At 41.4% G+C, this 14,041-nt stretch carries 12 protein-coding genes; 6 read left to right on the top strand and 6 right to left on the bottom strand.

The window, feature by feature from the left end:
- Positions 1-221: 221 nt before the first annotated feature.
- Together HWQ37_RS11895 and HWQ37_RS11890 are read left to right on the top strand one after the other, a co-directional pair.
- The gene (locus tag HWQ37_RS11895) at positions 222-1,772 is read left to right on the top strand and encodes a phenylacetate--CoA ligase family protein (RefSeq protein ID WP_292747362.1); all 1,551 of its coding nucleotides are present in this window, start codon (positions 222-224) and stop codon (positions 1,770-1,772) included.
- 124 nt (positions 1,773-1,896) lie between these two features.
- Positions 1,897-4,059 carry an eCIS core domain-containing protein gene (locus tag HWQ37_RS11890; RefSeq protein ID WP_292747358.1) on the top strand — a complete coding sequence of 721 codons (2,163 nt, stop codon included), beginning with the start codon at positions 1,897-1,899 and terminating at the stop codon, positions 4,057-4,059.
- Positions 4,060-4,289: 230 nt separating this feature from the next.
- Here HWQ37_RS11890 and HWQ37_RS11885 read toward each other — a convergent pair whose 3' ends face one another.
- Positions 4,290-4,877 (bottom strand): Uma2 family endonuclease, encoded by a 588-nt coding sequence (locus HWQ37_RS11885; RefSeq protein WP_292747420.1) that lies wholly within the window; start codon positions 4,875-4,877, stop codon positions 4,290-4,292.
- Between the two features lie 152 nt (positions 4,878-5,029).
- Here HWQ37_RS11885 and fni point away from each other — a divergent pair, with 152 nt between their 5' ends.
- The 4 genes from fni to HWQ37_RS11865 all read left to right on the top strand — a co-directional run bounded on the left by fni (position 5,030) and on the right by HWQ37_RS11865 (position 11,076).
- Positions 5,030-6,079 carry a type 2 isopentenyl-diphosphate Delta-isomerase gene (gene fni / locus HWQ37_RS11880; RefSeq protein WP_292747355.1) on the top strand — a complete coding sequence of 350 codons (1,050 nt, stop codon included), beginning with the start codon at positions 5,030-5,032 and terminating at the stop codon, positions 6,077-6,079.
- Between the two features lie 142 nt (positions 6,080-6,221).
- Positions 6,222-8,057: a signal peptide peptidase SppA gene (sppA, locus tag HWQ37_RS11875; protein ID WP_292747352.1), complete on the top strand. Its 1,836-nt coding sequence runs from the start codon at positions 6,222-6,224 to the stop codon at positions 8,055-8,057.
- Positions 8,058-8,333: 276 nt separating this feature from the next.
- Entirely contained in the window at positions 8,334-9,932 is a 1,599-nt protein-coding gene (locus HWQ37_RS11870) for a DEAD/DEAH box helicase family protein (protein WP_292747349.1), read from the top strand.
- The gene (locus HWQ37_RS11865; protein ID WP_292747346.1) at positions 9,862-11,076 is read left to right on the top strand and encodes a DUF790 family protein; all 1,215 of its coding nucleotides are present in this window, start codon (positions 9,862-9,864) and stop codon (positions 11,074-11,076) included. The genes HWQ37_RS11870 and HWQ37_RS11865 overlap by 71 nt, the downstream gene beginning before the upstream one ends.
- 72 nt (positions 11,077-11,148) lie before the next feature.
- Here the strand turns inward: HWQ37_RS11865 and HWQ37_RS11860 are convergent, their stop codons facing one another.
- From HWQ37_RS11860 to HWQ37_RS11840, 5 genes are all read right to left on the bottom strand, one after another.
- Positions 11,149-11,298, bottom strand: a complete 150-nt coding sequence (locus HWQ37_RS11860; protein ID WP_292747344.1) for a hypothetical protein — start codon at positions 11,296-11,298, stop codon at positions 11,149-11,151.
- A gap of 80 nt (positions 11,299-11,378) precedes the next feature.
- Positions 11,379-11,603: a transcriptional regulator gene (locus HWQ37_RS11855; RefSeq protein WP_292747341.1), complete on the bottom strand. Its 225-nt coding sequence runs from the start codon at positions 11,601-11,603 to the stop codon at positions 11,379-11,381.
- 85 nt (positions 11,604-11,688) lie between these two features.
- On the bottom strand, positions 11,689-12,324 hold the full coding sequence (locus tag HWQ37_RS11850; RefSeq protein WP_292747338.1) for a hypothetical protein: 636 nt from the start codon (positions 12,322-12,324) through the stop codon (positions 11,689-11,691).
- On the bottom strand, positions 12,324-13,397 hold the full coding sequence (locus HWQ37_RS11845; protein ID WP_292747337.1) for an RAMP superfamily CRISPR-associated protein: 1,074 nt from the start codon (positions 13,395-13,397) through the stop codon (positions 12,324-12,326). Before HWQ37_RS11845 ends, HWQ37_RS11850 begins: the two co-directional genes overlap by 1 nt.
- Positions 13,375-13,875, bottom strand: coding sequence for a hypothetical protein (locus HWQ37_RS11840; RefSeq protein WP_292747335.1), 501 nt, complete (start codon positions 13,873-13,875; stop codon positions 13,375-13,377). Before HWQ37_RS11840 ends, HWQ37_RS11845 begins: the two co-directional genes overlap by 23 nt.
- Positions 13,876-14,041: the final 166 nt, after the last annotated feature.

The raw sequence follows: 14,041 nt of genomic DNA, 5'->3' as shown, positions 1-14,041 counted from the left end.
TTTGTTGACTAAATACAACGCGCATACCCTCATTTTCGGATATTCTACGAATTACAATTACAAATTACGAATTACGTTAGCGCAGCGTTAGCGAGTCATCGATAGCGGAGCGGTAGCGAGTCTTCGTTCGCTTTTAGCGTCTCGTAGAGAGCGTCGCGTCATTACGAATTACGAATTATTTTAACGGTGTTGGTTCTACTTCAGGATAAACAACAAGCGTCATGAACTCCAAATCAAGACAGCAGCAAGTAATTCAAGCATTTGAAGACTTTTTGTCTACTCCCTTAGAAACCATACTGCAACGACATCTCAATACTCAAACTTCGGTAGCTTTGAGTTTATTTCACGATATGGCGGCTAATGTCCCAGCTTACAAGGCGTTTTTAGCAGAAAGGGAAATTAATCCTGCGACTATTCAAACCTTGGAGGAGTTTCAGAAACTACCAGCGATCGCTAAACAAAATTATATACTGCGTTATCCCTTAACTGACTTGTGCCGTAACGGACAACTAGAGGCGTGCGATATGATCGCAACTTCATCAGGTTCCAGTGGTAAACCGACATTTTGGCCTCGTTTTTTCACAGATGAACTCCAAATAGCCACACGCTTTGAACAGATTTTTCACGATAGTTTTTATTCAGATACTAGACGTACTCTAGCAGTGATTTGTTTCACTTTAGGCACTTGGGTAGGTGGGATGTTTACCACCAATTGCTGTCGTTATCTTGCTAGCAAAGGTTATCCCATCACCGTAATTACTCCTGGTAACAACAAAGAAGAAATCTTGCGAGTTGTGCAAGAACTAGGTTCAGCATTTGAACAAGTGGTGTTATTGGGATACCCGCCATTTTTGAAAGATGTGATTGATACTGGTATCGCTTCTGGTGTGGAGTGGCAGCAATATCAGATTAAATTAGTGATGGCGGGAGAAGTATTTAGTGAAGAATGGCGGAGTTTGGTTGGCGAAAGAGTTGGTTCACAAAATCCTTGCTATGATTTTGCATCACTCTACGGCACTGCGGATGCCGGAGTTTTGGCTAATGAAACACCGTTAAGTATCTATATTCGCCGTTTTTTGGCAAAAAATCCCGATGCAGCCAGAGCATTATTTGGGGAATCGCGTTTACCTACACTAGTACAATACGATCCTTGCAGTCGCTTTTTTGAAGTTGAAGATGGCGGCTTGCTGTTTTCAGGAGATAACGGTATTCCCTTAGTGCGTTATGACATTTTAGATACTGGCGGGATAATTAGTTATGATGCCATGCTGCAATTTTTGGCTGAATGGGGGTTTGATCCTGTTGCGGCGTTACAGAATGAGAGTCACAATTCAGAATTCAGAACTCAGCATTCCCCTAGAGGTGTTCATCAGCTACCTTTCGTTTATGTATTCGGGCGTTCTAATTTTACAGTTTCTTACTTTGGTGCAAATATCTATCCCGAAAATGTGGCGGTGGGATTAGAACAACCGATAATTCAAGAATGGGTGACGGGTAAATTCGTGTTGCAGGTACTAGAAGATACAGATAAGAATCGATTTTTATCTGTGGTTGTGGAATTAGGAGCAGGGGTAGAGGGTAGTGAAGATCGAAGACTTGCGATCGCATCTTCTATTCTTTCACAATTGCTACGTCTCAATAGCGAGTTTGCTAATTATGTTCCCCTAGAATATCAAACACCACAGGTTACATTAGCCCCAATGGGCGATTTTGAATATTTCCCCATTGGGGTGAAACATCGTTATACCCGTCAATTGGAAATGGGACAATAGTTTAAATTATCAAATTTAAATGCGCGACAGGACAGCTTAATGCCTGTTAAAGGGTGGTTAGATAAGTGAAGTCACTCTACCAATGAACTAAGTAAGCTGAAGGTTAGGGAAAGGAAGAATAATTATGACATTCCAAAAAATTCAAAAAACTGCTTTCACAAAGACCGAAATCCCGACAACATCCCAGTTTACATTAAGACCCTTTGCGGCGATTATTCAACCCCCAATATTAACTCCCCTTCAGCAGTCGGAACAGACCAAGGGATTAGTTCAAAGAAAAACGAACTTGTTACCAATCCCTTTGATGCGACTGCCAAAAAAGGTAATCCAGGCAAAGTTGACAATTGGGGAAACAGGAGATGAGTATGAGCAGGAAGCCGAGACCGTAGCGCGTCAAGTAGTGCAACGTCTTCATACACCTATGCCAAAGCAGACGCTCTCCATGATTCAATCTATGAAAGGTAACACATTATTGCAGCGATGTCTCCAACAGGCTTCTCTACGAGACGCTACGCGAACGCCTACGCACGGGCATCAATCAGAAATACTGACCAACAAAACGAATTTACTCAAACGACCAGCAGTAGGTACAAAGGGTCAGAGTCAGATGATGTCCCAAGTTCAACCGATACTGCAACGACGAGAGCATAGTGGAAATGGAATGACGGACGCACCTGATTTAGAAGCATCCATACAACAAGTGCGTGGTCGAGGCCAGCCATTAGAAAAAAAGACCCAAAAACAGATGCGACAAGCGTTTGGGGCAGATTTTAGTAAGGTGAAGGTGCATACAGATGGCCAATCAGACCAGTTGAATCGCTCAATACAGGCAAAGGCGTTTACCACGCAGCAGGATGTGTTCTCTCGGCAAGGAGAGTATAACCCTGCAAGCCGAGGGGGGCAGGAGTTGTTGGCGCATCAACTAACACCCGTTGTGCAACAGAATGGCAGTGCAGTGCAAGCTAAGTCTGATATTGTGCAGAGAGCACCAGACACTGTTCCTGTTGAAGACCAAAGAGTTACCGATGATCCAAGTATTATGGACAAACACAAAAAAAATGAAGGAGGTAGATTTGAGAAAATAAATCAGCCACTTTTCAAAATCGATAAAAAGACTGGAAAACCAAGAAAGCCATCTATTGATGATGTTATACAAGGCAACGTTGGAGATTGTTATCTGTTAGCAGCTATTGCAGCCATAGTAGAAACTAATCCTGAATATATCTTTGGAATGCTTACGGATCTAGGAGATAAGGTCAGCGTGCGGCTATATGACGAGGATAGATCAGACCCCGAAAAACGCAAATTTCCGGTAAGATATATAACGGTATGGAAATCAGTTGCCATCAATGATAAGGGTGATTGGCTATATGCTCAGAATTCTTTGTGGGTGAATATCCTTGAAAAAGCTTATGCTGCTGCTGGATTTGGAGGTTTCTATAAAACAACAGCTGATAAAAAAATACCACCTTCATATGATAAAATCGACCGTGGTGATGCTCGTTTTGCTCTTCAAGTACTATTAGGTGAAACGATTAGTAACAACGATATTCACAGTGGAAAAGCCCAAAAAAATACCAACCTACAAGGTTTGCCGTGGAGTAAGGAAGAGTGCGAGTCCTACAACATAGCTAAAAGTACCAATAATAATTACGAAACATTAGTTAGCTACGAAATATTTGAAAAAGATGTGAATAAAATACATAAATGGATGGATTGGCTAATAACAAGAAATGGCGGAAAAGCGATAGAGAAATTGTATTTTGAAAAAAAAGAGGGAACTTACGAAGAAGAAATTCGATTAGAAGATTTCTTAACGAAGTTTGCAGAAGAAAAACTTGACCAAACGCTGATTAACGATCTCGAATATTATTTACAAGATTTCTTCCCAGGAAAGAAGGGAACTGCCCTATATACAAAGTATCAATTCGATTGGTATAAAGATATTAAAAAGAAAATAAAGAATAAGCAACCTGTGGTCGTTGGTTCTAAGGAGAAGGTAGGTCGAGGAAATCTTGAAGAACTTGACAGTTCTAAGGGACTGGTGCCATCTCATGCATATACAGTAACCGATTATTATCGTGACAAAAAAAGTGGTCTTTTGTACTTAATACTTTTTGAGCCTCAGAGGTCATTCGCTCGGGAATACAATATGGATGCGAGTAAAGGAAATAAGGCGAAGGGGAAGATAGCTCCAGGAGAAGTTACTGAATTTCTAGTGGAATTGAGTGATTTCACGAAGCGTTACAATTTAATTAGTTATCCAAAAGACGAGAAGAAGAGGTAGGGAGGGGGCAGGGCTATTTCATTCCCTAAAACAGGCAAAATTGCAAGTGTTGAGGGGATAAAAATCATGGCTGCTTGGGCGTGTTTTAAAACTATCGTAAAGCCACTATCACCCGGTTAAAATCCACCGCAGACTCAAAAACAGCTTCTACACAGACAGCATAATGAGCAACAAATAGGCATCATTCACGGTGAATGATGCCCATGTTTGGCGATTGCGCGATCGCAGTTTTATTCCTCAATCAACTCAAAATTCACCCGTTCGTAAATATCACGCAAGGTAATTTGAAATTCGATAGAATCTAAGACTAAAACTGCATCTTCACCTTCATATTCCTTAAAAATCCATTGACCTTCTGCTTGTTTAGTAAATTGTTCCACAGCAAAACTATACTGGTCAATCATAATATATTCCTGAAAACCAGGAATTGAACGATAGTATTTAAACTTATCTGTTTTGTTATAATTTTTAGTTGAATTTGATAAGACTTCAACAATTAACAAGGGATTCGTAATAATTGTTGTACCTGTTCCCTCGTAAATAGGCTTACCTTTGATGACGATTACATCAGGATAAGTATAAAGGCGATAACGAGGTATTGATAGTTTCACATCGCCTATGTAAATCTCATAATCTTGTCCTTGCACTGTCGTAGGAAATTTTTTATAAAAATTACCTGCAATTTTATTGTGGTTGGTTGTTCCCCCTGCCATCGGTATAATTTCTCCATCTATGTATTCATTTTTATATTCAGCCTTCTCTTCTAATTCCAAATATTCTTCTGGCGTGTAATAGCGCTTTTCTGTTTGTAAAACCATATTCATTAACTCACAAAATGGGGAATGCTTCTGTTATCAATAGCGTAACGTAACCGAAAGGTAGCGAAAATAAATATTTTTGTTATAAAAAGATGGTTACAGTCAATGTAACAATAGCGATCGCCAGCCAATACTTTTAGCCATAGCCACCAGTGAACGCCCCTACCAACATCTCTGCACAAACTCAGAATCGCAAAGCCGATCACATTCGGATCTGCTTAGAGGAAGATGTTCAGTCTCATCAAATCACCAATGGATTGGAACGTTATCGTTTCACCCATTCTTGTTTACCGGAACTAAACCACAACGATATTGATATCAGTACAACTTTCCTGGGGAAACACCTTAACGCACCCTTGTTAATTTCTTCCATGACTGGAGGGACAGAACAAGCCGCAATCATTAATCAACGTTTAGCCAAAGTCGCCCAACACTACAAAATTGCAATGGGTGTCGGTTCCCAGCGCGTAGCAGTAGAAAAACCCCAAGTGGCTGATACTTTTGCTGTCCGCAAGTATGCGCCCGATGTTCTGCTATTTGCAAATCTGGGGGCTGTGCAACTTAACTATAAATATGGCTTAGATGAATGTTTGCGGGTAGTTGATATTCTAGAAGCTGATGCCTTAATTTTACACATTAACCCTCTACAAGAGTGCATTCAACCCAAAGGTGATACTAATTTTCGGGGTTTAATTGACAAGATAGCTGAATTGTGCAGTAAAATGCCCGTGCCAGTGATTGCGAAAGAAGTAGGTAACGGCATTTCAGCAGCGATCGCCCAGAAACTGATCGCTGCTGGAGTAGCAGCAATTGATGTCGCGGGTGCGGGCGGTACTTCTTGGGCAAAAGTAGAAAGCGAACGGGCAGAAAGTCCCTTGCAGCGTCGCTTAGGGACGACTTTTGCAGATTGGGGTTTACCGACAGCAGAGTGTATTACAACTATTAGAGCGATCGCCAAAGACATACCCTTAATTGCTTCAGGAGGTTTGCGTCATGGATTGGATGTTGCAACTGCGATCGCCCTGGGAGCGGATATAGCTGGTTTAGCAATGCCTTTCTTACAAGCAGCAGCAACATCAGAGACAGCAGTTGCAGAACTCGCGGAAGTCTTAATCGCCGAAATCACCACAGTCTTATTTTGTACTGGCAATGCCACCTTGTATCAGTTAAAGCACTCTGGCAGCTTACAACGCATAGAATAGGATATGGGGACTGGGGACTGGGAAGACAAGGGAGATAAATAAAATTCCTAACTCCTAACTCTTGTACAGACGCGATTCATCGCGTCTCTCCTAATGCCCAATTCCCAATGCCCAATGCCCAATGCCCAATAAATAATAACTAATGCGTAATTTTATCAAACAAACTTTTGCTAGTTTAATTGGAACCTTACTAGGACTAATTATTTTCGGTGGTTTAGGAACCACTGGACTGTTTTTGCTGATATTGGCTGCTACCTCTTCTAAAGATACTGGGCCAAATGTGAAAGATAAGTCAGTGTTAGTTTTTGACTTGTCAATGAAAATTACTGATAGCGAACCTAGTTCAGGCGAACTGTTTCAAAACACAATATCAGGTGTAGATGAAGATAGAATGGCACTCCGTAAGGTTGTGGAAACCTTGGAAAAGGCGCGGCGCGATCCCCGCATTGTCGGGATCTATATAGATGCAACAAATACTAGCCAAGTTGGTAACGTCGGCTATGCCTCTCTGAAAGAAATTCGGAAAGCGCTAGAGGAGTTTCGCGCTGCGGGGAAAAAGATTGTTGCTTATGGTAGTGATTGGAGTGAAAAGGAATATTATGTTAGTTCAGTAGCAGATTCCATTGTCCTTAACCCTCTAGGAATGATGGAAATCAACGGTTTGAGTTCACAACCAATGTTCTTAGCAGGAGCATTGCAAAAATATGGTATTGGTGTTCAAGTCGTGCGAGTCGGGAAATTTAAGGGAGCCGTTGAACCGTTTATTCTCACAAAGTTGAGTCCCGAAAACCGTGAACAAACTCAGAAATTGTTGGATGATGTTTGGGGAGAGTGGCGCACTGCTGTCGGCGCAACTCGGAAAATTGAACCCGATAAATTGCAAGCGATCGCAGATAATCAGTCCATACTAGAATCTACACAAGCCAAAACCAATGGTTTGGTCGATCAAGTTCAATACCCCGATGAAGTTGTCGCCGATCTCAAAAAGTTGACCAATAGCGATAAAGAAGACAAAACATTCCGACAAATTAGCCTCAATAGCTACGCACAAGTTTCTGGTAAATCTTTGGGTGTAGAACGTAACTCCAAAAATCAAATTGCCGTCGTTTATGCTGAGGGTGAGATTGTCGATGGCAAAGGAGAAGATGGGCAAGTAGGAGGCGATCGCTTTGCCAAAATCTTCAACAAGCTACGACAAGATAAGGATGTCAAGGCTGTTGTATTACGAATTAATAGTCCTGGTGGTAGCGCTACCGCAGCCGAAGTTATGCAGCGAGAAGTGAAATTAACTCGTCAGGTAAAACCAGTTATAGTCTCAATGGGTGATGTCGCTGCCTCTGGTGGTTATTGGATTGCTAGCGACTCTAATCGCATTTTTGCCGAACCAAATACCATTACAGGTTCTATAGGCGTGTTTGGGTTGCTATTCAATGGGGAAAAGCTGGCCAATAATAATGGTATTACTTGGGATTCAGTGAAAACCGCGCGCTATGCTGATAGTCAAACAGTTTCGCGGCCAAAATCGCCTCAAGAGTTGGAAATTTATCAGCGCAGTGTTAACCGGATTTATAATATGTTTCTGAATAAAGTTTCTCAAGGTCGCAAACTCCCAGAACAAAAGGTAGCCGAAATTGCCCAAGGAAGAGTTTGGTCGGGTGAGGCGGCCAAAGAAATTGGTTTAGTGGATGAAATTGGTGGTTTGAATAGTGCGATCGCATACGCGGTAAAGCAAGCGAAACTAGGAGAAGACTGGGAAGTGCAAGAATATCCTCGCACTAACAGCTTTGGCGAACGCTTTTTTGGGCGGACAACAGAAGAGGCGCGCACTGCTTTAGGGATTGATTCAGCCCGACTCAAATCAGCCAATCCCCTAACCACCGAATTCCAAAAATTGCAACAGGAAGTAGAGATTCTGCAAAAAATGAACGATCCCCAAGGGATTTATGCCCGCTTGCCTTTCAACTTAAAGATTGAGTAGATTTCTTGAGCATCACTAGGCCTGGGGACTGGGGACTGGGGACTGGGAAGACAAGGGGACAAAGAGATAAACAAAACTCCTAACTCCTAACTCCTAACTTCTAATACCAATTCTCTGTAAGCTTGCACTTAATAATTACTCCTTCTTTCTTGGCGTACTTGGCGTACTTGGCGGTTCGTTTAATAAATATTAAGTACATCTTCATGGCGAATTGGTATAACTCCTAACTCAGCACCAGCACTCATCAGCACTCAGCACTCCTAACGCCCAACAATCATGGCTCGTACCCCTACATTAAATTTCGATCGCGGCACATTAATTTTACATCCACCACCACGCGGTAAAGGTTGGATGGATTATGCTACATGGGATGATAGAGTTGAAAAATTCCGCATTCCGGCAATTAGATACCGATCGCTAGTGGAAGCACTACAAGCGGAGGATGTTTATTTTATCGATGAGGCCAAGCAATTTTATCCTATAGATTTGGTTCCCACTCTCGAAATGGAACCATATCCCCACCAGACTGAGGCGCTAGCGGCTTGGAAACTGGCAAGTAGGCGGGGAGTCGTTGTGCTTCCCACGGCGGCGGGAAAGACTTATTTGGCGCAAATGGCGATGCAGTCAACGCCGCGCACGACGTTGATTGTAGTGCCAACTTTGGATTTAATGCATCAATGGTATGCACATTTAGTAGCGGCTTTCCCTGATGCTGAGGTGGGATTGCTGGGAGGTGGTTCGCGGGATAGAACGGCAATTTTAGTTGCAACTTATGATAGTGCTGCAATTCACGCTGAGACGTTGGGCAATCAATATGCGTTGATTGTTTTTGATGAATGTCATCATTTACCGACAGATTTTAATCGGGTTATCGCTGAATATGCGATCGCACCCTATCGTTTAGGACTCTCCGCGACACCGGAACGCACTGATGGTAAACACGCTGACTTAAATATCCTCATTGGTCAAGAAGTATATCGCAAACGCGCTGAAGATTTGGCGGGGAAGGCGTTAGCAGAGCATGAAATTGTTCAAATTAAGGTAAAGTTATCGCAACTTGAGCGGGAAAGATACAATCAATTAATTCAAACTCGCAATGACTTTTTGAAGCAATCTAAGATTTCTTTGGGGAGTCTGCAAGGTTGGCAAATGTTCGTGCAAATGAGCGCGCGATCGCAATCTGGACGGAGGGCGATGTTGGCGCACCGAGAAGCGAAAGATATCGCTTTGGGTACTGATGGAAAGTTGCGAATTTTAATTAATTTATTGGCAGAACATTATCCGGCACGAATTTTGATTTTTACTGCTGATAATGCGACGGTTTATCGCATTTCTCAAGAGTTGCTAATTCCAGCAATTACTCATCAAACTCCTGTGAAGGAACGGCATGAAATATTAACAAAGTTTCGTGAGGGTAAATATAATACTTTGGTTGCTTCTCATGTGTTGAATGAAGGGGTTGATGTGCCGGCGGCAACTGTTGCAATTATTTTATCGGGAACGGGTTCGGCTAGGGAATATACTCAGCGTTTGGGGAGGATTTTACGGAAGGGGAATATTGAGAATAAGCAAGCGATTTTGTATGAGGTGGTGGCGGAGGATACGAGTGAGGAGGGGACTTCGGCGCGGCGGAGAGGGGAAAGGAGGGACGAACCGCCAAGACGCGGAGGACGCGGAGAGGAGGAGAAGAAGGGGAAGTTACAGGTTGTGTATGGGAGTGGGAAGGAACGGAGTTTGAAGGCTGCGGAACAGTTAGAAATTAATTATTCAACGGGAAGTTCAAAATCTAAAATCAAAAATTCAGATGTTACCGACAGATTTACTGATGCATCGCCTAAACGGGGAGGAGATCATTCCGAAGAGACTGAAGATTGATCGGAAAACTTCGGATTTGGCGATTGAGTTAATTGATTATTTTCAATCAGCAGTGGGGAAAACTCAAGGTGTGCTTGAGCGACAACTGACTGATTTTGAGGGAGATTCTACTGATTATCGGGTGAAGCGTGGGTTAGCTTATATTCTCAAAAGCAGTTTTTGCACTTTTGAGGTGGTTAGTCCTTTGGAACCACAAATGTTAAGAGAACGGGTGTTTTCTCTGGCTGCAAAGTCGGTTTCTAGTCGAGAATCTACACAAGTTACTTTGAGTAAAATTGCTGATGAGTTAACTCAAGAACTTGAACGGGAAGTTTTATTGGAACAGGTTCGCAATGGGCTATATGCTGATTTATCTGAAAATAAAATTTTGACTGTTTTTGAAGCACCAACCGCGCCAGATGTATTAAATCGATATAATTTATCTCAGGTGCAGGGTGTGTTTTATAAAGCCAGTCAATTGGTGTTAAATGCTCACCGAAATGTTCCGGGTGAATATAAGCTGTTATTTCGCTATTTAAAGTTGTTTCAATTGATGGCTTATATTGAGGGTGATGCTGACCACGGGTTTACAATTACCATTGACGGGCCGACGAGTTTGTTTAATTCTAGTACGCGATATGGGTTAGCGATCGCTAAAATGATTCCGGCTTTACTTCATGTTACTAAATGGAGTCTTTCTTCTATTCTCAAAACCCGCGACGCTTATACAGATACTTGGAAAACTGGACGTTTCACTCTCAATTCTGAATGTGGTTTGGTATCCCATTATCCACCAGGTAAGCCCTACGATAGTATGCTAGAAGCATCCTTTGCTGATAAGTGGGATGCGCTAAAAAGTGGTTGGGCGTTAGAGCGAGAAGTTGATTTGATACCGATTCCTGGTAGTGTGATGATTCCTGATTTTCGCTTAGTTCATGCTGATGGACGCACTTTCTTATTAGAAATTGTTGGTTATTGGCGACCAGAATATTTACAAAAAAAGTTTTCTCAGGTGCGACGGGCTGGACGTGATGACTTGATTTTGGCAATTTCTGAGCGACTTAATTTAGAAAAGGCGGGAGTAAAATTAAATGATGTCCCCGCCAGAATTGTTTGGTTTAAAGATAAGTTATTGCCAAAAGCTGTGTTAGCTGTGATGGATTGATTAAGTGGGCGCTTGTATTTCTTTTCGTAGGCTTTGAGGGCATCTCGTTGGTGTCTGTCTTCTGGATTATAATCAGCGTGCGCTAGTAGATTCCGGGGTTTCTGCCAGAGAAGAATGTGCGATCGCAGTTTTGGTATTAGTCAAGCGATCGCTCTTAATCCTTTGCTGAGAATGGCAAGAAATAAACAACCTTTCTAGCTTCCTGATGTGAGAAGTTAACAAAGTTATTTAATACTTTTGAAAAATAACTAGTAGTCTGTCAGTAAATAATTGACGTATAGGTTTCCTGTAGAGACGGCGATTTATCGCGTCTCTTTAACTTGAATGTCCTCTTGGTTTTCCAACTCCAAAACAGTAGACTCAATATCACTGAGTTTTTTTTCCAAATCATCCTGTGTCAGCCCCAACAATTCTTGCAGTTGCATTAGAGTAAGATGAAGTGACATAAGTTTAGCGCGAGTTTCGCTTCCTGCCCTTTGCTCAGGTGTCATCCGGTTTCGCAATTCACTAAAAGGCTTTGTCTTCATATCAATCCTTCATCCTCAAGCTCTTTTAGCACTTGATCTAGAGTTTATCAGCTTTCGTTATTAGTTTTCAAAAAAATAAAGTAAATTACTCAATAAATTTCACACTTTTAATACTTCCATCATCCTTCAGAGCGGTAATTTTCACTTTTACTACCTGTCCTTCCTTTAGAGAAGCTGCTTTTCTAGGTTCTTTCTCAGTCAGCTTAATTGTTCCCAGCATCTCATAGGTAACTCTATTACCTTTAACAGCAAGTACAGTAGCGTCTAAAACTTGGTCGATTTCAAACTTTTGTGACTGAAAAACTTCCGCAATTTCCGCTTGACGTTCCGAAATTTGTTCAACCTGTGGACTTTGGGAAATAGACATTTCCTCAATCGGACTAACTTTGTAATACCGCATTAAACGCATCGCCCAGCCCAAAATTTTTAAAATGGTCTGAGCGTTTGCTTGTTGGCTTTGCAAGTATTGATTACACGCACCTTCGATACTGCGGTAGTAGCCTGGAGTTCGGCCACTGTGTCCAATTTGCCTACCGTTAGTAACTAAGGTTTTAAGATAGCTAAAAAATCTCCATCCTGCGTCCGGTTGCTCTACAATGCTACGCAGATATGCAATAACTTTTCCTACCTCATTAACATCTGTGTCCTCTTTAACCAAAGTTATCGCTAAATTGTGAGCAAGTTGAGATTCTGCTTCTGTTAAAGATTCTGTAGTCAACATTAATACATATCCTCTGGTGGGGGTTCGCGGTCGGTTGGGTAGCGTAGAACTTCAGCGAGTTGTTGAAGTTGGGGAAGTTGAATGAGTCGGGAATGTGCTGTTTTAATTTGGGTGGCGATAAATGTTTCTAGTGCCTCTCCTGTGAGAAGATGATCGTTATTGGGGGTGTAAGTGGAGTAGTGCGATCGCAAATCCTCAAAATTTTGCAATATCCTAGCTTGGCTAACTTCTACAGTCATTGTTCCCATCCCAATCGGTTTACCACCACCAACTTTTAAAGCTATGGGATAGTTAGAATCTTGACCCAGCACAACAAACAGCGTCCCTAATTCTTCAGATTTGATGTTTTTAAATTGCAATTGAGTAGTAAAAGTGTATTCTCTTGCTGCTTGTTGAACTGCAATTCCTTGATTTTGACCTTTTTCAATAGCGCGAATTGTATGATAATAAAACTTACGTCCAGCAACTTTTCCCCTTGCGTCAAAATATGCGCTTCCGGGTTCAGGGCGTGGACGATATAACGAAGGCATAAACCCCGTATTAAAACCTATATTTTCGCACTTAACATCATTAAACTCAATTAATCCCTGCCAATCTAAAGCACCGAATACTTGACTAGCGGGACATAATTGTTCTTTATTTCGACATGGTAATCTTTCGTTGGGTATTTTATCCCGAAATTTTGATGTGACTACTGCAAGGGTGCTATTCGTAATCGCTTCATATACTGAACGAATACAACCTTTAAGGGAACTCCCTTGAATTACCAAGTGTTTATCAATCCCCTGTACCATTGTTTTAATTAAAGATACACGAGTTGCAATATCGTTACCAGGAACAACTACACCAGTAGAAACATGAAGTGAAGTTTGAACTTTCAGGGATAAAAATAAAGTTCCATGCAGACTATTTTTATCAAACTTATCATGTCCAGCAGGATGTTGTAAGCGCGGACGTTCCTGGGGAAAAGAAACAAATTTGTATGGTTTTTGTGTATTTACCGCAGAATCATCACTAGATGAAGGCTGAGAAGGTAATGGTTTTCGTAGTTTAGGTTTTGGCGTGTTGGTCATTTTCGTTAACCGTTAAGGCGACAAAATGAATAGTTGCAGTAGCAGAGTCTTTGAAATATCTTTGCTTTATTGATATATCTTCAGGCTTAATAGGTTGATTATTTTCACCTTTAAAAGTGAAACCTTTAGGAAATCTGGTTTCTTCTGGATTATGCCAATACGCATCTCTATCACAAATTTCCCAATGACCAGTTAATTCTTTAAAGCCTTCTAAGTTAAATTCCTGTTGACTGAGGATTAAAACTTCATAACCAGATTTATATTTCTTCCATCGGATTTCAAAGATTGAATTAAATACCCGTCCTTCAATTTCTCCTCTATCATCAGGCAACTTCTTACAAATTCCACTCACAGCATGAGAGTAACGTAAAAAATAATAACTTTGCGAGTTAGAGGGGTGACTAATTAAAGTAGCGAGTTCATCATCAGCTACTAATTGCTTATGATATACATACCCTGACGGAAATTCTTCTTTCATGCAACTAAAACCTTACTCCATGCACGAACTGAACGCATAGATAAATCTTTTACACCCGATTCTGTGTCACCTTCCCATTTAAGTTGAACACCAAAATCTAATTCCATAGACTCTGCACGAACTGGAGAATCTTGATTATCTGGTTTAGAAAAACCATATTTTTTTG

Origin of the sequence: Nostoc sp. NMS4, from assembly GCF_017115095.1 — a bacterium.
Lineage (GTDB): Bacteria > Cyanobacteriota > Cyanobacteriia > Cyanobacteriales > Nostocaceae > Nostoc.
This window is presented reverse-complemented; position numbering and strand designations above follow the sequence as displayed.

Excerpts from the sequence above, each read along its gene's own strand:
- HWQ37_RS11895 (WP_292747362.1), top strand. The coding sequence starts at position 222 with ATGAACTCCAAATCAAGACAGCAGCAAGTAATTCAAGCATTTGAAGAC.
- HWQ37_RS11890 (WP_292747358.1), top strand. The coding sequence starts at position 1,897 with ATGACATTCCAAAAAATTCAAAAAACTGCTTTCACAAAGACCGAAATC.
- HWQ37_RS11885 (WP_292747420.1), bottom strand. The coding sequence starts at position 4,877 with ATGGTTTTACAAACAGAAAAGCGCTATTACACGCCAGAAGAATATTTG.
- sppA (WP_292747352.1), top strand. The coding sequence starts at position 6,222 with ATGCGTAATTTTATCAAACAAACTTTTGCTAGTTTAATTGGAACCTTA.
- HWQ37_RS11870 (WP_292747349.1), top strand. The coding sequence starts at position 8,334 with ATGGCTCGTACCCCTACATTAAATTTCGATCGCGGCACATTAATTTTA.
- HWQ37_RS11865 (WP_292747346.1), top strand. The coding sequence starts at position 9,862 with ATGTTACCGACAGATTTACTGATGCATCGCCTAAACGGGGAGGAGATC.
- HWQ37_RS11855 (WP_292747341.1), bottom strand. The coding sequence starts at position 11,603 with ATGAAGACAAAGCCTTTTAGTGAATTGCGAAACCGGATGACACCTGAG.
- HWQ37_RS11850 (WP_292747338.1), bottom strand. The coding sequence starts at position 12,324 with ATGTTGACTACAGAATCTTTAACAGAAGCAGAATCTCAACTTGCTCAC.
- HWQ37_RS11845 (WP_292747337.1), bottom strand. The coding sequence starts at position 13,397 with ATGACCAACACGCCAAAACCTAAACTACGAAAACCATTACCTTCTCAG.
- HWQ37_RS11840 (WP_292747335.1), bottom strand. The coding sequence starts at position 13,875 with ATGAAAGAAGAATTTCCGTCAGGGTATGTATATCATAAGCAATTAGTA.